Raw genomic sequence first — 22,683 nt, 5'->3', positions numbered from 1 at the left:
TTAAAAATTTATTATAAGGATATATTATCTGCAAAATATTTATAAATATACTTATATCTATATTATAGATCAATTAATTATTTTGACATATAAATAGTTAATCATGATAATAATCATATGCATTTAATTTGTATACTAAATTAATTTTATGTTTAATATAATTTAAAATTTTTGCATATTCATTAAGGGAGAATTATATGAATTTAATGAAAAAGGATCTGTATAATATTCAAAAAAAAAAAACACAACAGAAAATAACAAATTCACATTATAATAAAGTTATGAGTAATAGACATATACAAATGATTGCTTTAGGCGGAACTATAGGTTCAGGATTATTTTTAGGTTCTAGTATTAGATTAAAAGTTATGGGACCATCATTAATTATAATGTATATTATATGTGGTTTTTTCTGTTATTTAATAATGCGTGCTTTAGGTGAATTAATATCATATAGACCATCTAGTGGTAGTTTTATTTCATATTCAAGAGAATTTTTAGGGCAATATGCTGAATATATATCTGGATGGATGTATTTTATAAATTGGATTATGACAGGAATAGTTGATATGATGGCAATATCACTATATGTGCACAGATGGTATTGTTTCCATCATATTTCTACATGGATATTAGTAATTATTACATTACTAATGGTATGTATAATGAATATTATTAGTGTGAGATATTTTGCTGAAATAGAATTTTGGTTAGCTTTTATTAAAGTATTTACTATAGTCTCATTTTTATTAATAGGTACTTTTATTTTATGTAGTTATTATATTTTTCATTATGAAATCATTAATATACCTATTGATGTGACAATGAATTTTATTACAAATCATAATCAATATAATTTTTTCCCATATGGAATATGGAAAACTATATTATTAACACAAGGTGTTATTTTTTCTTTTGCATCTATAGAATTAATTGGTATAACATCTGGAGAATGCCAAAATCCCCATCAAATTTTACCAAAAGCAATTAATGGAGTAATTTGGAGAATTATGCTATTTTATATAGGTTCGATTACATTATTAATATTACTAATACCATTAAATCAATATAAAGGATATATTAGTCCATTTATTACTGCTTTACAAAAATTTAGAATACCTTATATCGATTCTTTTATGAATATTGTAATTATAAGTGCGGCTTTATCTAGTTTAAATTCCGGTTTATATTCTATTGGTAGAATTTTACGTACTATGGCAATAGGTAATGTTGCTCCTAAGATTTTTATTAAAATGAATAAATACAAAATACCTTATATGAGCATTATAATTACTGTTATTRTTTATTTAGTAGGTATTTATATTAGTTATTTTTTAACAAATAATATATTTGTAATCATACTAAATATTGCATCTTTAGGCGTAATTACATCATGGATGTTTATTTTATTATGTCAAATAAAATTAAGACAGGCAATACAGGAAGGAAAAATTGAAGAAGTTAGTTATAAGATGCCAGGATCACCATTAACATCATGGTGTACATTATTATTTCTTGTTTTTATAATCTGTACTATTGCTTGTAATTATCCTAGTGGCACATATGCAATATGTTGTGTGCCTATATTATCATTATTCTTATATATAGGATGGTTTATTATACAGAAACAAAAATAAATAATAACATAAACAAATTAATATAGATTTAATCAGTTTATTATTACTGTCTATATAAAAACAACAAGGTTTTTTATACACTTGTTGTTTATTTATATGAGTAAAATATATATTTTTGCATTTTGTTAAAAGAAAAACGTTTATTTTATTAGATTTTAAAATTATAATTAATATTTAAAATATTTTTTATGTAACTTATATTATTTATAACCATTTTTTTTTTTTAAAATATAAATACGGCGCTATAGCAGATATAGTCATAAGTATTAATGCATATAAATATCCATATGACCATCTTAATTCAGGCAAACTATTAAAATTCATACCATAAATTGATGCAACTAATGTTGGTGGTAAAAATATTACAGATACTAAGGAAAAAATTTTTATAATTCTATTTTGTTCAATATTAATAAAACCCATAGCTGCTTGCATTAAAAAATTTACTTTTTGTAATAATGATTCATTATGTGGTAATAATGATTCAATATCACGTAAAATTTCTCTTGCTTGTTCCATATGATTAATTGGTAGTCTATCTTTACGCATTAAAAAATTTAATGCTCGTTGTGTATCCATTAAACATAATCTTACTTTCCAGCCAATATCTTCTAATTCCGCTAAAGTAGATAATGCATTATCAAATTGATCATCTTGATGACCTAGCATGATAATCCTGCTTAATAATTCTAAATCAGTATATACATTTTCTATTTCATCTGCTAATTGTTCTATTTTAGTTTCGAACAAATCTAATAATAATTCATAAGGATTACCATCTAATAATGCGTGATTGCGGAAACGCATACGATATAATCTAAAAGCTGGTAGTTCTCTTTCTCTTAAAGTATATAATCTACCATTTTTTATAGTAAAAGCTACAGTAGTATTACCAGCTCGATCTTCAATATCCTCATAAAAAAAAAATGAATGAATATGCAATCCTTCATCATTTTCGAAAAATCTTGCTGAAGCTTCAATATCTTCTAATTCTGGTCTAGTTGCTAAATTTTGGCCTAATAAATGATATAATTTTTCTCTTTCATCTTTAGCAGGTTTAATTAAATCAATCCAGATAGCATTAACAATATCATTATAATCATTAAGTTCTAAACGTATTAAATGTTTTTTTTTTATTTTAAAAGCATGAAACATATTATAGTTCTCATTTATATATAAATATCATGGTTGTAATAATTATAAAATAATTATTTTTTATTATATATTACATGAATATTATTATAATGTTGTATTATTTACTGTTATAAAACTAGATATAATCCATTTTATACCAATTTTATCAAATTTTATCTTTAACTTATAATTTTTTTTAAATAATTCTTTTTGTAAAATAATACCTTTACCAAAATATTTATGATATACAGTTTGCCCAATTGCATAACATGTATTCGATAATAATGGTTTTTGTATAATAGAAGTTTCTTTATAATAATTAACATATTTAATACATTCATATGGTAATTCATGTATAAATCGAGATGGTTTAGTACAATTTTCCTTGCCATAAATTGTTCTATTTTTAGTATACGTTAGTACTAATTTTTTTTTTGTTCTAGTAATACCAACATAAGCTAAACGTCTTTCTTCATATAATTCATTAATGTTACTTGAAGACATTTTATTTGGGAAAATACCTTCTTCCATACCAATAATAAATACTATATTAAATTCTAGTCCTTTAGAAGAATGTATAGTCATTAAACGTACTAATTGTTGTTTTTCCTTATTATGTTTTTCTATAATATTAATATGTTCTGTCATTAATATATTTTGTGCGAGAAATTCAGTTGCAATTTTTTTTGTAGATGGCACAGTATTATGTTTTATAGATATAAAATGCTTGCCGAAATTTTTAGCAGAAACAATTAATTCATGTAAATTATCAATTTGTGACGCATGTATTTTAGAATGATTATTGATTTTTTTATACATTTCTAATAAACTAGAATCGTTAATAATTTTTTCTATTAGTTTAGATAAAGTACAATGTAATATACTTTTTTTAAAATACATGATTAATTGAATAAATTTATTTAAAGCATTTAATGAAGGAGTATTTATAACATTTTTTTGTGTTGTAATTTTTATACAAGCATCCCAAAAACATAAATTATGTTGTTGTGAAACAACTTTAACTATATTAAAGGTATTGATGCCTATACCTCGTTTAGGAATATTATAAATACGTTCAAATGCATTATCATCATAACAATTAATAATTAAACGTAAATATGCCAATACATGTTTAATTTCTTGACGATCAAAAAAACGAATGCCGCCATAAATACAATATGGAATATTTAAACCTATCATTTTTTCTTCTATTATACGTGATTGTGTGTTRTTTCTATATAAAATAGCAATATCGTTTAATAATATTTTTTTATTTACCATACTATTTTTAATATATTTTACAATATAATCAGCTTCATCATATTCATTATATGCTACATATATAGATATTCGATGACCATGATGAGATTTAGTCCATAATGTTTTTTTAAATCGATTATTATTATGTGCAATTAGTGTATTCGCAGCATGCAAAATATTATTAGTAGATCTATAATTTCGTTCTAATAATATTGTCTTAACATTATAAAAATCTTTTTTAAATTTTTGTATATTTTTGACTTGTGCACCACGCCAACCATAAATAGATTGATCATCATCACCTACAACTGTAATACATGTATTATATTCTTTACGATATAACAAACTAATTAAATTATATTGTATATTATTAGTATCTTGAAATTCATCAATAAATATATTTCTAAATTTTTTTTGATATATATCTAAAATTTTTGGATTCATTAAAAATAATTTGTATACACGTATAATTAACTCATTAAAATCTATAACACCATTTGCTTGACATAATTTTTGATATTCTTCATATATCCAATTTAATTTAGAATCTACATGAATATTATGAAAGTTTTGTATATATTCTGTATAAGAGTTTTTTTTTATATTAATATATCTAATAATATGTTCCACAGAATACATACGTTCTTTCAAATCATTTTTTTGTATAATACGTTTAATAATTTTTTTTTGATCATCATGATCTATAATTTGGAAATGTTTTGGTAAAATTGCTTCTGTATAATATATTCTTAAAATATAATATGCTAAACTATGAAAAGTGCCTACCCAAATGTTAGTATAATCAATATAATTTACAATTTTTTTTATTCGGTTTTTTAATTCATTCGCTGCTTTATTAGTAAATGTTACAGCTAAAATAGAATGTGCAGAACATTGCATTTTATGAATTAGCCACGCTATACGTCTAACTAATACTAATGTTTTACCACTACCAGCACCAGCTAATATCAAAATATTATTTCTTTCAGACACAATTACTGCACATTGTTGATTATTTAAATTTTTTAATAGATTCATGGTCTTTTTTATATACTTTAAAAATATTCAATGGCAAACCAAAATAAATACATATACATTACTCTATATATTTATATTGCCATCATAAATATGGCATGCTGTACCTAATAAAAACACATTATTTGTCACATGATCCCATGTAACTTTAACATAACCACCGATCAAATGTACTTGCACATTATGAGATAACAATTTTTTTTTTATTCCGACAGCTACAGATGCACAAGCACCAGAACCACATGAATATGTTTCACCAACACCTCTTTCATAAACACGTAACTTAATATTTTGATTATTTACTATTTCCATGAAATTAACATTAACTTTATTAGGGAAAATACTATTATTTTCAATAAAAGAACCGATAAGTTTAACAGGATAATTCTCGATTGACGATACCTGGATAACACAATGTGGATTACCCATAGAAACTACATTAAAATATATATATTTATTATGTAATTTTATTTTATAATTGTCTTGTATTTTATTAGTAATATAAGGAATTTCTTTTGGTAAAAATAATGGTATCCCCATATTCACACAAATAATATTTTTATCTAAAAATTTTATTTTTAAAACCCTGTTTTTAGTACTAACAAGAATATTATTTTTTGTAATTAAACCTTTTTTTTTTAAATACAATGCCAAACATCGTGCGCCATTACCACATTGTTCCACTTCAGTACCATTTGCATTAAAAATGCGATAATTAAAATCAATATTTGCAACATTAGGCATTTCTGCAATTAATAACTGATCGAAACCTATTCCAGTATGCCGATTAGATAATTGTTTAATAATACTAGAATTTAATATTAATGTTTGTTGAATATTATTTGTAATAACAAAATCATTACCTAATGCATGCATTTTAGAAAATTTAATATTCATATAATGATATTAATTTAGAATAAATCATATTTTTATATAAATTTAGATTACATAATAATTAATTATAATTAAACAAATATTTTTTAAACCACATATTATATTTAGTAGAAACTAATAGATTTTTTTCCCCGATCACTACAATATCTGCCGGTCTATTTGCAAATAGACCAACTGTAATCACACCAGGAATAGCATTAATATATTCTTCAGTTTTAATTGGATTATAAATATTTAAGTTATAAACATCTAATATTATATTACCATGTTCTGTTGTAAAATATGGACGATATTTTACAATTGCTCCTAAATTAGATATTATTTTAGTAATGTAAGATTTAGAACTAGGTATGATTTCGATAGGTAAAGGATGTGTTATACCTAAGTTATTAACAATTTTAGATTGATCTACTATACAAACAAAAATTTTAGCAAAATTTGCAATAATTTTTTCATTCGTTAATGCTCCCCCACCGCCTTTAATCATTTGCATATCTTGATTAATTTCATCAGCACTATCAAAATATATATTAATATGATTCATATCATGTATATTATATATATTAAAATTATATTTTTTTAATGTTTTTATTGATGTTTTAGATGCAGCAACTACACCAAGAATTTTTTTTTGCATTTTACTTAAAATTTTAATAAAATGAAGCACAGTAGTGCCTGAACCTATACCAATAATATTATTATCATTTATATATTTTAAAGCAAACTTAGAAGCATTTTTTTTTAATTGACTATACATATTTATTATAAGAATTATCCATTGATATAATATTTATATTATACAATATTTGATCGAGAATTTGTATAACTATGAAAATATAGTAAATAAATATGTAATATTAACAATATTTTAAATAAAATTAATATTTTATTATATCAAATTTTTTATGAGAAAAAATTTTTATGCGAAAAATCCAATTATTATATATATTTGTTATGCTTATAACAAATATAGTTACATGTTATGCTACTAATATTCAAAATCCAGTATTTCCCAAAAATAATATAATTGCTACACAACAAAAACCTACTTTAGCTCCTATAATAGCAAAAGCAATATCTGCTGTAGTAAGTATACATGTAGATGGAAGTATTATTACAAAAAATTTCACTATTCCAGAAAAATTACAAAATTTTATTATTGAGCAACATTTATGTGAATCAAATTCATCATATTATAATACACCTTTGTGTAGTAATATTGAAAATACTGTAGAAGAAAAATTTAATGCTATTGGTTCTGGTATTATTATCAATGCTAATAAAGGTTTTATTATTACTAATAGTCATGTGATTGATCATGCTAACACCATTACTGTAAAATTAAATAATGGCATGACTTATTTAGCTACAATAATTTATAAAGATATGAAATCAGACATTACCATAATTAAAATTAATCCTAATATTGCATTACAAGAAATAAAGATGGCTAATTCTGATACTGTAAATGTTGGTGATTATGTTATAGCTATTGGCAATCCTTTTGGTTTAGGTAATACTGTAACAACCGGAATTATTTCCGCTTTAGAGCGTTCTGGTATTAATGCTAATCGTTTTGAAGAATTTATTCAAACTGATGCTGCTATTAATCGTGGTAATTCTGGTGGAGCTTTAATTAATTTAAATGGAGAATTAGTTGGTATGAATACTGCTATTGTAGCATCATCTAATGGKGGTAATTTAGGTGTTGGTTTTGCTATACCTAGCAATACAATAAAAAGGTTTATACAACAAATTAATCTATTTGGCACTATGCAACATGGGTTTTTAGGAATTTCTGCAACTAATCTTGATAATAATTTGTATAATGCGTTACATATTAAAAAAAATATTTCTGGTATATTTGTACAAGAAGTATGGAACAAAAAATCAGCTTTAAAAGCTGGTGATATTATTACTCATTTTAATAATAAAAAAATTAATGATTATATGTTATTACGTGCTAAAGTAAGTACTTATCCAGCAGGTACGAAAATTAAATTAGGCATTAATAGACATGGTATTTTTATTAAAAATATTATAGTAACATTACAAAATATTGAAAATAATAAAACATATAATATCAAACAAAATTTTTTAGCTGGGATTGATTTTATTAATATTATTATACAGAAAAAAAATCGTAAAATTTTTGGTGTGAAAATTAATGATATACAACATGATTCTCTATATAAACAAATAGGATTACAAAAAAATGATATTATTTTTGAAGTAAATAATCATAAAATTTATAATATAAAAGATATGGAAAAAATATTTTTAAAATATAAAAAAAATAATATAATTGTTTTACATATTTTACGCAAAATACATGACTTATTTGTTATATTACACAACTAATAAAAAATCTTGTTGTAATTAATAACATTATTTTATATATTATAGTTATTAGCCCTTTAGCTCAGCGGTTAGAGCAAACGACTCATAATCGTTAGGTCGTTGGTTCAAATCCAACAAGGGCTATTATAAATTATATTTATAAGTGTAGATATTTTTCTATATGATGTAATCTTTTGTTTTTAGTACATGTAGTCATTTTATTTTATATCTTTTACATATACAAATATATTTGTTATATACATAAATAGTATTTTGTATTAAATAAAGGAATAATGATGTGTGTGAGATATATTTAATACAAAAAAAATTGAAAGATATACAAAAAAGAAATAATTTTATTCGTAGTATTTTTAATTATTCTAAATATCAAAAACAAATATTAGATATTAATAATACTTTAGCGAATCCTGATAATTGGAATAATTTTACCTTAATATATAAATTAAAAAAAAAAAAATCTAAAATTGATCATATTCTATTTCTATTAAATAATATTCAGCAAGAATTAATAGACATGGATGAATTAATAAAGTTAGCTATAGAAACTAATGATAATATTATTATTAAAGAATTAATTAAAATATTAAATAACCTCAAAAAACAAATAAATTATTTAGAATTTACAAAATTATTTAATAAAAAAAATGATGAAAAAGATTGTTTTATAGATATTAAAGCTGGATCTGGAGGAATAGAATCCCAAGATTGGGCGCAAATAATTATGAAAATGTATTTGAAATGGGCAGAAAATAAAAAATTTAAAACAATTATAACAGAAGAAACTACTGGGGAACTTGATAGTAGCATAAAATCAGCAACAATACATATTAAAGGTAATTATGCTTTTGGTTGGTTAAGAACTGAAAACGGGATACATCGATTAGTTAGGAAAAGTCCATTTAATTCTTCTCATAGAAGACATACTTCTTTTGTTTCCACTTTTGTATATCCTGATATAGAACAAAATATGAATGTTTTTATAAAGATGGATGATTTACGAATTGATGTTTATAGAGCATCTGGTTCTGGAGGACAACATGTAAATCGTACTGAATCAGCTGTACGCATAACACATCTTCCTACTGGAATAGTTACACAATGTCAAAATAATAGATCACAACATCAAAATAAACAACAAGCTATCAAACAAATAAAATCAAAATTATATAAATTACAATATTTTATACAAAAACAAACACAAAAAAAAATAGAAAAAAATAAACTAGATATTAGCTGGGGATATCAAATACGTTCTTATATACTAGATGATTCACGCATTAAAGATGTGAGAACAGGTATTATAGTAAATAATATACAATCTGTATTAGAAGATGGTAATTTAGATACATTTATCAAAGCTAGTTTAAAATTAGGATTATAAATATATATAAGGTTATGTTTTATGACGAATAAACATATTAAAAATAATATGTCTAATAATGATATAATTAGACAATATAGAATAAAAAAATTACATAAAATAAAAAACAAAAAAAATGCTTATCCAAATGATTTTAAAATAAATATAACATCAAAAATGTTGTATAAATATTTTATTAAGAAAAAACAAGATAAAGATGCAACAATATATCATTTAGCAGGACGTATTATTAATTTACGTATTATGGGTAAAGCAACTTTTATACAAATAAAAGATGAATCAAATATGATGCAAATTTATTTTACACAAAATAGTTTATTAAATATTTCATATAAAGAATGCATTGAACAAATAGATTTAGGAGATATCATTGGTGTTACAGGTACTGTATTTACAACTAAAACTGGTGTATTATCTATTTATTGTCAAAAATTTTTTTTATTAACAAAAACATTAAGACAATTACCAAATAAATATCATGGATTAAATAATCAAGAAACAAAATATCGTAAACGTTATTTAGATTTAATCGTAAATAAAGATTCCCAAAAACTTTTTATTACAAGATCTAAGATTATTGCATATATACGTAATTTCATGCATAAAATGAATTTTATCGAAGTTGAAACACCTATGATGCAAAATATTCCTGGTGGTGCTAATGCTAGACCATTTATTACACATCATAATACATACAATATAAATATGTACTTACGTATATCACCAGAATTATATTTAAAAAGACTAATTATTGGAGGTTTTAATAAGGTTTTTGAAATTAATAAAAATTTTCGTAATGAAGGTATTTCGACACAACATAATCCTGAATTTACTATGATGGAATTATATATAGCATATGCTGATTATAAAGATTTAATAATATTGTTAGAAAAATTGTTTAAAGATACATACTATAATATTTTTCATACTAAAAATATAAAATACGGTAAATATGTTTTTGATTTAAATAAACCTTTTAAGATTTTAACTATGAAAGAAGCAATAATGTTATATTGCCCTAATATAACATTAACAATATTAAATAACATTTTAGAATTAAAAAAAATAATGCATGAATTTCAATTACATATACCAGATTATTATAGTTTAGGAGAAATTATATTTATACTTTTTGAAGAAAAAGTTATTCATAAATTAATTGCACCAACATTTGTTACAGAATATCCCGTAGCAATATCACCATTAGCACGAAGCAATGATATAAATAATGATATTTCTGATAGATTTGAATTTTTTATGTGCGGCATGGAAATTGCGAATGGTTTTTCGGAATTAAATGATCCGCAAGAACAACAAAAAAGATTTATCAAACAAAAAACAATATATGAACACAATAATAATTGTGCAGTTATTGATAATGATTACATAGAAGCATTAGAGTATGGATTACCACCTACTGCGGGTCTAGGTATAGGAATAGACAGATTAATTATGTTATTTACTAATTCTCCATCTATTCGAGATGTAATATTATTTCCTGCATTAAGACCTACGAATAAAAATTAATTTTTGATCAATTCTTTCAATAATTTTTATAAAAATATCGATATTTAGGGATGCTTTACCAATTAATAAACCATCTATATTTTTAGTATAAATAAACTGATCAAGATTATGAAAATTAACTGATCCGCCATATTGGAATAAAATACTATTAGCTATATCTATATTGGTTTTTTGGATGTATTGTTTTAAACATGTAATAATTTTTTGTATTTCACATATATTAGGTACTATACCAGAACCAATAGCCCAAACAGGTTCATAGGCAATAATAATATTTTGTAAAAAATTAATACTATATTTTTTAATGATAGTATTAATTTGATTGATACAAACATTAATTGTTTGGTTATTGTTTTTTTCATTAAGTGTTTCTCCAATACATAATACTGGTATTAATCCTACAGATTTAACTAAAGATAATTTGTGTGCAATAATTTCGTTATTTTCGTTATGTAATAATCTTCGTTCAGAATGTCCTATAATAACATATTTCACACCAATATCTTTTAACATATATACTGATATTTCTCCAGTATAAGAACCTATTGTATGTATATCAACATTTTGTGCACTTATACTAAATAATTTATCTGGTATATTATTATATATATAATGCAGATAAGTATAAGGTGCTGCAATAGATAATTCRCTATATAGTAGTTTTTTATTTTGTATATAATGAATTAATTGTTGTATACTATGCCTTATAAAATTTAAATCTCCATGTAATTTCCAATTACCTATAATCAAAAATTTTTTCATATATTATACCGCATATATTATATAAATTCTTTGTAATGCATATTACCAATATTGTTCTGTAGTAATATGACCTTGTAAATCAATATAATTTTTTCTTAAATTATAATCATGTTGTAAAATATTTTGTGTTTCTTTTATCATATTAGGATTCCCACATAACATCACATGTGTAGAATCTTTATGTATTTTAATATTAATTTTATTTTCTAAAATTTTATTTGAAATTAATTGTGGTATGCGTCCATATAAAATATTTTCATCTTTCACATGATGTTGTTGTGTTAAAACAATTTGTATAATTAATTGTTTATGATATTTTTTATATAAAAACATAACTAAATTATAATAACTAAAATAATCCATATTTGGTATAGAGTATATTAAAATAATTTTTTCAAATTTTTTAAAACATTGACCATCTTGTAAGATTGATAAATATGGACCTATTCCTGTCCCAGTAGAAATCATCCATAAGTTTTGACAAGGATTAATATTTTTTATAGTAAATGTTCCAAACGCTTTTTTAGCTATAATAATATTATCATCATATTTTAATGATTTTAAATATGATGTTAATTTACCACAAATAATATTTTTAATATAAAATTCGTGATTTTTATTTTCTGGAGCATTAATATATGAATATGCTCTTTGTACTTGTGTATTATTAATTTTGAGAGATAATTTTGTAAATTGTCCTGGAATAAACATATTAATATTAGCATGTATAATAACGCTAAATAAATCTTTAGGCCAATATTTTATTTTTTTTATCTTTCCAGTTACCCAATCTGTCATATAGTATCCAAATATAAAATATTATAAGAAGTATTATATTATAAATTATGATATATAGCGAATATTAGTAAAAATCATAGATATATTATATTTGTTAACAACACTAATAATCATTTTATCATGTATAGAACCTCCAGGTTGTATAATACATGTAATACCATATTTAGCTATATAATGTATACATTGTTCTGTAGTAATAAAAACTTCAGAAGCTATACATGAATTCTTTATATTAAATCCATTTATCTTTGCATTTTTAATAGCTATTTTAATAGAATGCAGTAAATTAGTTTTACTATTTCCAATTCCCAAGGTAATATTATTTTTACTACAAATAATACTATTACTTTTAATATATTTAAGAATTTTCCAGCAAAAAAACATATCTTTCATTTCTTGTTGTGTGGGTTTACGCAAACTAACAATATTAATGTTTTTTTGCTGGAAAATGTAATCATTAGATTTATTAATAAAATACTCTTGATTAATATACTGTATATTGAACTTTTTGTAATTCTTATCTAATTTATATATTAATACAATAATATTTTTCTTTGATAAAATTTGTTGAGCTTTATGTGTAATATTAGGAACTAAAATTATTTTAATATGTGCATGTTGGACTATATGTGTTACTGTATCAACATCTAATGGTTGATTTAAACCAATTATCATGTCATTTTGTATCAAAACGTTATTTGCACAATAAGCATTGATATAAGCTTGTACTAAAATTACATGCGATGCTACAGAACATAATTTTGTCTTCTGGAAAATCATACATGTTGGTTGAATAAAAATATTGAAATAATCTAATATAATTTTAACAGCAATGTAATCAATATATGTTAATTCTTTCCCTTGTATTTGCTGTAAATTGCTTTGTTGTAAATATTCTTCTATGTTATTTAGAAATTGTTTTTGATGGTAGTCTATTGATTCAAACTGTATATTATCTTTTTGTTGTAAAGATAATTTATTAATATTGTATTTTCGGTTGTCTGTATTTGCATTCTCATATAATAAAAAATCATGATTCGTGTTAAAAAAGGTAGCTAATTTTTTTATATATAAATAAACATAATGTAAAGTTTTATTTGCTAGTTGTATTTTTGTATTTAAAGAAATAAAACAATTAGATTGCAATTCACTAATAATAAAATCATAGTCAATATGATCGATTATGGACGTAACATACTTATAGTTTTTTGCTGCTGATAACAATAAATATAATGTAATATTATCAATATTATAAATTGAACGTTCAATATTAATGACTTGATTATTATCATAAATATAAAAATCATGTATATTAATAACTACTAAATCAATCAAATAAATATTGTGTTGTTTGAATAATGTGATGTCTTGTATACTTCTATTGCTAGTAATCCCATTATAAAGCTTATTATTTACTAATAAGTTTAAATTAGATATAGGATCATTATCCTGTAAATAGTCAGCTAAATTAATAACTTCATATCCTTGAGATTTTAAAAATAGATACGTTTTTAGATTAGCAATAATCTTGTACTTATATTGTATCAATATTTTAACTAGAGTTAAAATATGAGATTTATTTACAACACTAATAAATGCATATTTATTTGTATTACTTATCATGGTTTAATATCATTGAAAATAGTTTAAATATATAGTATCCTTATGTTGTACTACCTTAAATATAAATGTCAACCAAAAATTTTACTTTTCTAACAAACATATTGTATATTCTATATTGATAAAAAAAATATATGTGTTATATAATGTAAAAAAAAGATTTTATTTATAAATACATATAGGGGTGTAGTTCAAACGGTAGAGCATCGGTCTCCAAAACCGGTAGTTGGGGGTTCAAATCCCTCCACCCCTGTAACAAATAATATACTTTTCATAAAAAATCTGATATTAATTCTATAAAAAATAAATTTTATTTAAAATTTTTTAAATATATATTAAATTATAATAAATAAATATTTAAAATATTCCTACTAGATTCTTAAAAAACAATGTTGCATAGAATATACATATAATTTATTAATAATTATATACATTGAGGTATGAAAATTAATATGAATGGAGCAGAATATATAGTACAAATATTATATCAACATAACATTAAAATAGTTTTTGGTTATCCTGGTGGTGCCATTATGCCATTATATGATGCATTATATCATTCTAATATAGAACATGTATTATGCAGACATGAACAAGGAGCAGCAATAGCAGCTATTGGATATGCACGAGCCACTGGAAATATAGGAGTATGCATAGCTACTTCAGGACCTGGTGCTACTAATTTACTTACTGGAATTGCAGATGCTATGATGGATTCTATTCCTATTATTGCTATTACAGGTCAAGTACCATTATCATTAATTGGTACCGATGCTTTTCAAGAAATAGATATTATAGGCATGTCCTTAGCATGTACAAAACACAGTTTTTTAATTACAGATCCAAAAACATTATATTCTATACTAACTCAATCTTTTGATATTGCTTTATCTAATCGTCCTGGACCTGTCTTAATAGATATACCGAAAGATATACAATTATTTAAAAATATAAATGCTATACAAAATAGTCATAAAACTACTAAAATTAAAAATAAAAAAACATTTTATATTAATAATGACATACATAAAGTTAATAAAATGTTATATCAAGCGAATATGCCTATATTGTATATAGGTGGAGGGGTTAGTCTAAGCAATGCCGTAGACATACTCCGACAATTTATCCAATATACAAAAATACCTACCGTAGTAACACTAAAAGGTTTAGGTGTAGTTTTATATGATGATCCTTATTATTTAGGTATGTTAGGAATGCATGGTAATCAAGCAGCAAATATTGCAGTACAAAAATGTGATCTTCTTATTGCTATAGGTGCTAGATTTGATGATCGCGTTACTGGTGATATTAAAACATTTGCTAATAAAGCTAAAATCATACATTTAGATATTGATGCTGCAGAATTTGATAAAATTTGTTTAGCACATGTAAAATTGTTGGGTGATATAAATGATTACATCCCTTTATTGATCAAACCTAAAAATATCAGATCTTGGTTAAATTATGTAAGCATAATAAAAAAAAAATATACTTGGAATTATAATGATAATTGTAATGATACAAAAATTTTTGCTCCTATATTTTTAAACAAACTATCAAAAATAATGCCTAAGAATACTATTATTACTACCGATGTCGGTCAACATCAAATGTGGGCTGCGCAACATATTAATATTCAACATCCAAGAAAATTTATTACTTCTAGTGGTTTAGGAACTATGGGTTTTGGTTTACCTGCAGCTATTGGTGCACAAATAGCTTATCCTAAACATACAGTAATTTGTATTTCTGGTGATGGTTCTTTTATGATGAATATACAAGAACTAAATACTATTAAAAGAAAAAAGTTACCTATTAAAATTGTATTATTAGATAATCAAAGATTAGGTATGGTTCGTCAATGGCAGCAAATATTTTTTAACCAAAGATATAGTGAGACTATATTAAATGATAATCCTAATTTTTTACAATTAGCTAGTGCTTTTGACATATTAGGTTCAAGTATTAAAAAAATATCTGAAATATATTTAGGATTAAAAAAAATGTTTTCAGTGAAAAATACTTATATATTACATGTAAAAATCAATGAAAATGACAATGTTTGGCCTTTAGTACCACCTGGACAAAGTAATGATAATATGATAGAGAATGATTAAATGAAAAAATATCAATTATATATAATCACCAATATTATTCCTGAAATTACTGAACGTATTATACGGATTATACGTCATAGAGGATATTTATTATGTTCTATAAATATGAATACAATAAAAAAAGATAATAATATTATCTTTTATATTATAGTTAAGAGCTATAAATCTATACATTTATTAGTACAACAAATTTCTAAACTAATAGATGTAAAAAATATCATGATCCAATAATCTAAATATCATTTTTATCTTTTAATATGACATAAGCAAATATTTTAATTTTTATAAAAAAAAACAAATTTAATTTAGTTATACAATGATATGATTCGATATAAATAATCTATAATGAATATTATAATATACATAGTTAATTATAGTGTTGTTATTTTACATAGTCCGAGATTATGTTATAATCCTTTATAAAATATTTATTGTTTAACATCATGCAAATTATATTAAATATGTTTTTTATAATATAAAAATGCATTATTATTTTACATAATTTTTTGTTAGTAAACACATTAATATTACGTATGAATTTATAAAAATATATTATTTAACAGCAATATATATCAAAATTCTATTTCATATAAATAAAATAAGAATCAATATTGTAAATACTAAAGATTATTTTAATCATATCATGATTAGTATGTTTTTATAGTAATATTATTATTAAAAATAATATGATAATTTAGTAATGGTATAAAACATAATAGCAATCATATAATGATGATAATATAAAATATTAGAAATGATTTTTATAATTGGTATATATGTAGGGACATGTATCATGAATATAGTGATTATAAAAAAATATATGAAATCATTTTAGATGTTATTTTTTAAAGCATTAACAAAAATATGTTCATGATTAAAAAACATATTGTATTAGTTTTATATACTGTTTTTTAGGATGATAACTTATTATAGTATTTTGCACTTACAGTATGTTTTCAATTTTTATTTATGAAAATTATGTTGTATAAGAACTATTAAATAAATGAAATATTTATCATAATAATAAATATTTTATACATAAAATTACTAATATAGTAATTATTAGTAGAGGTAAAATAATATATATAAAAACAAAATACAAAAAAATTTATTTTTATATATTAGCAAGAAATATTAAAACTTACTAAAATTAATTAAAACATATTAATATATACTTTTTTACTTATAAAACGAGATTATCATGCCCATTTATCGTTCATCAACAACAACACAAGGACGTAATATGTCTGGAGCTCGAGCATTATGGAAAGCTACTGGTATGCGTAATGATGATTTTAATAAACCTATTATTGCCATAGTTAATTCATTTTCCCAATTTGTACCTGGACACATACATTTAAAAGATATAGCTAAAATAATTTCTAAAGAAATTACTTTAAATGGTGCTATTGCAAAAGAATTTAATACAATAGCTATTGATGATGGTATAGCTATGGGTCATAGTGGTATGTTGTATTCTTTACCATCTAGAGAACTTATTGCAGATTCTATAGAATATGTTATTAATGCACATTGTGTAGATGCCATGATTTGTATTACTAATTGTGATAAAATTACTCCTGGAATGTTAATGGCTTCTTTGCGTTTAAATATACCTACAGTTTTTATTTCTGGGGGTCCTATGGAAGCAGGTAAAATATATATAAATTCCCAGGAACAAAGAATTGATTTAGTTGATGCCATGATATATGGAGGTAGCACAAAATTTTCTAAATCTAGCATAAAAAATATTGAAGATAATGCATGTCCTACATGTGGTTCTTGTTCAGGAATGTTTACAGCAAATTCTATGAATTGTCTTACGGAAGCACTAGGTTTGGCACTGCCAGGTAATGGTACACTATTAGCAACACATATAAACCGCAAAAACTTATGTATGCTAGCAGGCAAAACCATAGTTAATATTACACATCAATATTATCAAGAAGATAATATTGATGTTTTGCCTCGTAATATTGCTAATAAATCAGCTTTTATTAATGCCATCACAATGGATATTGCTATGGGTGGTTCTACTAATACTATTTTACATATGTTAGCATTAGCACATGAAGCTAAAATATCTTTAAATTTATCAGAAATAGATATGTTATCTAGAAAAGTACCTTGGTTATGTATGTTATCACCTAGTACAAAAAAATATTATATGGAAGATTTTCATAGAGCTGGCGGTGTTATAAGTTTATTAAATGAACTATATAAAATAGGTTTAATAGATGCTACTGTAAAAAATATTATGAATGTAACTTTATATGACACAATAATGAAATATGATATTACTATCACACATAATAAAGATATTAAAAACTTTTTTTCTTCTGCGCCAGGTAATATAAAAACTATACAACCATTTTCACAAAACAAATTTTTTCATAATTTAGATACAAATAGAAAAATTGGTTGTATTAGATCTTATGATTCTGCTTTTAGTAAAGATGGTGGTTTAGCGGTATTATATGGTAATATTGCAAAACATGGCTGTGTAGTGAAAACAGCTAGTGTCCCTAACAAGTTAATGATTTTTACTGGTAAAGCTAAAGTATATGAAAGTCAAGAAGATGCGGTAAAAGCTATTTTAAATAAACATATTATTCCTGGTGATGTAGTAGTTATTAGATATGAAGGACCTAAAGGAGGTCCAGGAATGCAGGAAATGTTATATCCTACATCATATCTAAAAACTATGAGATTAGATACAAACTGTGCATTAATTACTGATGGTCGTTTTTCTGGTGGTTCATCAGGATTATCTATCGGACATATATCTCCAGAAGCGGCAAATCATGGTTTAATAGCTCTAATCGAAAATAATGATATAATAGAAATTAATATACCGCAACGTACTATTAATCTTAAAATATCTCACGATGTTATTACTCAAAGAATACACAAAGAAAAAAATAGAGGTATAAAAGCTTATACCCCGAAAAAACGTAAAAGAAATATTTCTATTGCATTGCAAACTTATGCTGCTTTCGTAACAAGTGCAGATAAAGGTGCTATTAGGGATCTTAATACATTTAAGTACTATAAATAATATATGCTAGATAATGTTTTTATATAAAAACATTATTGATAAAAAATTTTTGATTTATATAATGTTTAATAAACAAAGAATATTTTTATTATTATGATAAATATATTAGTGTTTATCAGTACTATATATAGAAGGTTGCTATATCTATGAATAATTATTTTAATACTTTAAACTTCCGTGAAAAATTAAATACATTGCAAAAATCGCGTTTAATGACAAATAAAGAATTTGAACAAGGGAATAAAATTCTTAAAAATAAAAAAATTGTTATTATTGGTTGTGGTGCGCAAGGATTAAATCAAGGATTAAATATGAGAGATTCTGGATTAGATGTTTCATATGTTCTAACAAGGAATGCGATTATATATAAAAATATTTCATGGCAAAGAGCAAAAAAACATGATTTTGTTGTTGGAACTATACAAGAACTAATACCATATGCAGATCTAATTATTAATCTAACACCAGATAAACAACATAAAAAAGTTTTTAAAAATATTAAACCTTTATTAAAAAAAAAAGTTACAATAGGATATTCACATGGCTTTAATATTATTGAAGAAGGCGAGCAATTTCCAAGTAATATTAATATAATAATGGTAGCACCAAAATGTCCAGGCACAGAAGTAAGAGAAGAATTTCAACGTGGTTTTGGGGTACCAGCATTAATTGCTATTCATAATAATTATGATCATGATGCTTTAGAAATAGCAAAAGCTTGGGCTGTATCTATAGGTAGTCACAAAGCAGGTGTGTTAGAATCTTCATTTGCTGCAGAAGTTAAATCTGATTTGATGGGTGAACAAACAGTATTATGTGGTATGCTACAAACAGCTTCTATGATATTTTATGATAAACTTATTAGTCTACATGTTAAACCTATAACTGCTTCACAATTAATTCAATACGGCTGGGAATATATTACTGAAGCCTTAAAACAGGGTGGAATAAGTTTAATGATGGATCGATTAGATAATATGAGTAAAATACATGCATATTACTTATCTATGCGATTAAAAAAAATATTACAACCGTTGTTCAAAATACATATGGATGATATTATATCTGGAACATTTTCACAAAACATGATAACTGATTGGGAAAATAATGATATAAATTTATTAACATGGAGAAAACAGTATCAACAACATAGTTTTGAAAATATTGTTAGTGAAAAAAATATATTAACAGAACAATATGTTTTTGAACATGGTGTGTTTATGGTTGCTATTATTAAAGCKAGCGTGGAACTAGCATATGAAATTATGACGGAAACTGGCATATCTAATATTTCTGCATATTATGAATCACTACATGAATTACCACTAATAGCAAATACCATAAAAAGAAAAAAATTATATGAAATGAATAAAACTATATCTGATACAGCTGAATATGGTAATTATTTGTTTACTCATAGGGCAATACCATTATTGCAAAATTTTATAGATACTTTAACACGAGAAGATCTAGGTATTAAAAAATTAAGTATGAATGTTAATAATATAACTTTGTTACATATTCAGAATAAGATTCATGATCATCCTATTGAAAAAATAGGAATAATTTTACGTAAATATATGATTCATATGAAATCTTTACAAAAGATATTATCTTAATATTTTTTTACTCTCTTAATTGTTAAGAGAGTATGAGAAATTATTATAAAATAAAAATATTTATACATATTAAATACTGAAATATTTTGTAAAAAATAACAATATATCTTTATATCAAAAATATATTAAATAATATTATTATGTTGTTTATTATTTATTAAAATAGTAATTTTTAAAAAAACATATAATTTTTATTCTATTTTTTAAAATACTTATTACACATTTTGCAATATAAAAGATATTTTTAATGACAATACGATTAATATAATTTTTATTAAAAATAATAACTTTGATAAGTAGGAGGGTTTTTGTTTAAAAACACAGCGTGTCTCATTATGGAAGATGGCACCGAATTTTTAGGTCAATCTATAGGTATTGATGGTATGGTAACAGGAGAATTTGTTTTTAATACATCTATGACTGGATACCAAGAAATTATTACTGATCCATCTTATTATAAACAAATTGTTGTTTTAACATATCCGCATATTGGTAATGTAGGTATTTCACTACATGATAACGAATCATCAAAAATATTTTTACAAGGATTAGTAATACAAAATATATCTATGATAGCTAGTAATTATCGTAGTTATACTACATTAGATATTTTTTTAAAAAAAAATAATATTATTACCATTACTAATATTGATACACGACAATTAACAAGATTATTACGTAATAAAAAAAACAATTATGGTTGTATTATTACTGGCAATAATAATTATAAAAAAGAAAATATATTAGATAAAATTCATATTTTTAAAAAAAAATATATAAAGAAAAATTTAGTACAACATGTTACTACTAAAGTAAATTATTCATGGATACATAGTAATATAGATCGCAATGTAATTGAATTACAAAAAAAAAGATATAATTATTATATGATGCATGTTATTGCATATGATTTTGGTATTAAAAATAATATTTTAAACATGTTAGTAGATCGTGGTTGTTATGTTACTATTGTCGCTGCTACTACTTCTTTTAATGAAATTATGGCTTTAAATCCTGATGGTATTTTTTTATCTAATGGTCCTGGTGATCCTAGACCTTGTACTAATATTATTAATACTATAAAACAAATACTTACTACTAATATACCAATTTTTGGTATTTGTTTAGGACATCAATTATTAGCATTAGCGAATAATGCTAAAATAAAAAAAATGTTTGTAGGACATCATGGTAGTAATCATCCTGTAAAAAATTTATTAAATAATAAAATATTTATTACTACACAAAATCATGGTTTTACAATAGATAAACATAATATTCCAAAAAATTTATATATTACTCATATATCTCTTTTTGATAGAACTATTCAAGGTATACATCACCGGCATAAACCTGCTTTTGGTTTCCAAGGACATCCTGAAGGTAATCCAGGACCACATGATATTGCAATATTATTTGATTATTTTATACAATTAATACAACAATATTGTTCTATCAAAATAAAAAAGAGTATATAAAA

The 22,683-nt window shown here is 23.3% G+C and carries 16 protein-coding genes and 2 tRNA genes; 11 read left to right on the top strand and 7 right to left on the bottom strand.

All coding sequences use genetic code 11. The annotated features are described in order from the left end of the window. Positions 1-197 precede the first annotated feature (197 nt). A complete protein-coding gene (locus GJT87_RS01015; RefSeq protein ID WP_246213250.1) occupies positions 198-1,637 on the top strand; it encodes an amino acid permease in 1,440 nt (479 codons plus the stop codon). 204 nt (positions 1,638-1,841) lie between these two features. On the opposite strand, the gene corA is transcribed toward GJT87_RS01015, so the two are convergent. The 4 genes from corA to rpiA form a co-directional block, all read right to left on the bottom strand. Next, the gene (corA, locus tag GJT87_RS01010) at positions 1,842-2,792 is read right to left on the bottom strand and encodes a magnesium/cobalt transporter CorA (protein ID WP_168895569.1); all 951 of its coding nucleotides are present in this window, start codon (positions 2,790-2,792) and stop codon (positions 1,842-1,844) included. A gap of 84 nt (positions 2,793-2,876) precedes the next feature. Then, on the bottom strand, positions 2,877-5,069 hold the full coding sequence (locus GJT87_RS01005) for a UvrD-helicase domain-containing protein (protein ID WP_168895568.1): 2,193 nt from the start codon (positions 5,067-5,069) through the stop codon (positions 2,877-2,879). A gap of 63 nt (positions 5,070-5,132) precedes the next feature. Beyond that, a complete protein-coding gene (gene dapF, locus GJT87_RS01000; RefSeq protein WP_211080594.1) occupies positions 5,133-5,963 on the bottom strand; it encodes a diaminopimelate epimerase in 831 nt (276 codons plus the stop codon). 58 nt (positions 5,964-6,021) lie between these two features. Further along, positions 6,022-6,717 (bottom strand): ribose-5-phosphate isomerase RpiA, encoded by a 696-nt coding sequence (rpiA, locus tag GJT87_RS00995; RefSeq protein ID WP_168895567.1) that lies wholly within the window; start codon positions 6,715-6,717, stop codon positions 6,022-6,024. A gap of 164 nt (positions 6,718-6,881) precedes the next feature. Between rpiA and GJT87_RS00990 the strand changes: the two genes are divergently transcribed. The 4 genes from GJT87_RS00990 to lysS all read left to right on the top strand — a co-directional run bounded on the left by GJT87_RS00990 (position 6,882) and on the right by lysS (position 11,229). Continuing rightward, positions 6,882-8,321, top strand: a complete 1,440-nt coding sequence (locus GJT87_RS00990; RefSeq protein WP_168895566.1) for a trypsin-like peptidase domain-containing protein — start codon at positions 6,882-6,884, stop codon at positions 8,319-8,321. Positions 8,322-8,371: 50 nt separating this feature from the next. Continuing rightward, a tRNA-Ile gene (locus GJT87_RS00985) sits at positions 8,372-8,444 on the top strand. Positions 8,445-8,598: 154 nt separating this feature from the next. Continuing rightward, complete coding sequence (gene prfB / locus GJT87_RS00980; RefSeq protein ID WP_168895565.1) at positions 8,599-9,702, top strand: peptide chain release factor 2; 1,104 nt, start codon at positions 8,599-8,601, stop codon at positions 9,700-9,702. 21 nt (positions 9,703-9,723) lie between these two features. Next, a complete protein-coding gene (gene lysS, locus GJT87_RS00975) occupies positions 9,724-11,229 on the top strand; it encodes a lysine--tRNA ligase (RefSeq protein ID WP_168895564.1) in 1,506 nt (501 codons plus the stop codon). Here the strand turns inward: lysS and tpiA are convergent. Genes tpiA through GJT87_RS00960 form a run of 3 tightly spaced genes read right to left on the bottom strand, consistent with a single transcriptional unit; the run spans position 11,206 to position 14,412 of the window. Beyond that, on the bottom strand, positions 11,206-11,991 hold the full coding sequence (gene tpiA, locus GJT87_RS00970) for a triose-phosphate isomerase (RefSeq protein WP_168895563.1): 786 nt from the start codon (positions 11,989-11,991) through the stop codon (positions 11,206-11,208). The two genes, lysS and tpiA, sit on opposite strands and share 24 nt — an antisense overlap. 42 nt (positions 11,992-12,033) lie before the next feature. Continuing rightward, positions 12,034-12,789, bottom strand: a complete 756-nt coding sequence (locus GJT87_RS00965) for an FAD-binding oxidoreductase (RefSeq protein ID WP_168895562.1) — start codon at positions 12,787-12,789, stop codon at positions 12,034-12,036. 45 nt (positions 12,790-12,834) lie between these two features. Beyond that, positions 12,835-14,412, bottom strand: a complete 1,578-nt coding sequence (locus GJT87_RS00960) for a hypothetical protein (protein WP_168895561.1) — start codon at positions 14,410-14,412, stop codon at positions 12,835-12,837. Positions 14,413-14,589: 177 nt separating this feature from the next. Between GJT87_RS00960 and GJT87_RS00955 the strand changes: the two genes are divergently transcribed. The 6 genes from GJT87_RS00955 to carA all read left to right on the top strand — a co-directional run bounded on the left by GJT87_RS00955 (position 14,590) and on the right by carA (position 22,681). Beyond that, positions 14,590-14,662 (top strand) — tRNA-Trp (locus GJT87_RS00955). A 199-nt stretch (positions 14,663-14,861) separates the two neighbouring features. After that, complete coding sequence (gene ilvG, locus GJT87_RS00950) at positions 14,862-16,526, top strand: acetolactate synthase 2 catalytic subunit (RefSeq protein ID WP_168895560.1); 1,665 nt, start codon at positions 14,862-14,864, stop codon at positions 16,524-16,526. Continuing rightward, complete coding sequence (ilvM, locus tag GJT87_RS00945; protein WP_168895559.1) at positions 16,527-16,757, top strand: acetolactate synthase 2 small subunit; 231 nt, start codon at positions 16,527-16,529, stop codon at positions 16,755-16,757. A gap of 970 nt (positions 16,758-17,727) precedes the next feature. Then, positions 17,728-19,584, top strand: coding sequence for a dihydroxy-acid dehydratase (gene ilvD, locus GJT87_RS00940; RefSeq protein WP_168895558.1), 1,857 nt, complete (start codon positions 17,728-17,730; stop codon positions 19,582-19,584). A 146-nt stretch (positions 19,585-19,730) separates the two neighbouring features. After that, a complete protein-coding gene (gene ilvC / locus GJT87_RS00935) occupies positions 19,731-21,203 on the top strand; it encodes a ketol-acid reductoisomerase (protein ID WP_168895557.1) in 1,473 nt (490 codons plus the stop codon). Positions 21,204-21,538: 335 nt separating this feature from the next. Further along, on the top strand, positions 21,539-22,681 hold the full coding sequence (gene carA / locus GJT87_RS00930; RefSeq protein ID WP_168895556.1) for a glutamine-hydrolyzing carbamoyl-phosphate synthase small subunit: 1,143 nt from the start codon (positions 21,539-21,541) through the stop codon (positions 22,679-22,681). Positions 22,682-22,683 lie beyond the last annotated feature (2 nt).

The sequence above is a fragment of the Enterobacteriaceae endosymbiont of Macroplea mutica genome, from assembly GCF_012571345.1.
Classification (GTDB): domain Bacteria; phylum Pseudomonadota; class Gammaproteobacteria; order Enterobacterales; family Enterobacteriaceae.
The sequence above is the reverse complement of the archived record's forward strand: the minus strand, read 5'-3'. Positions and strand labels throughout refer to the sequence as shown.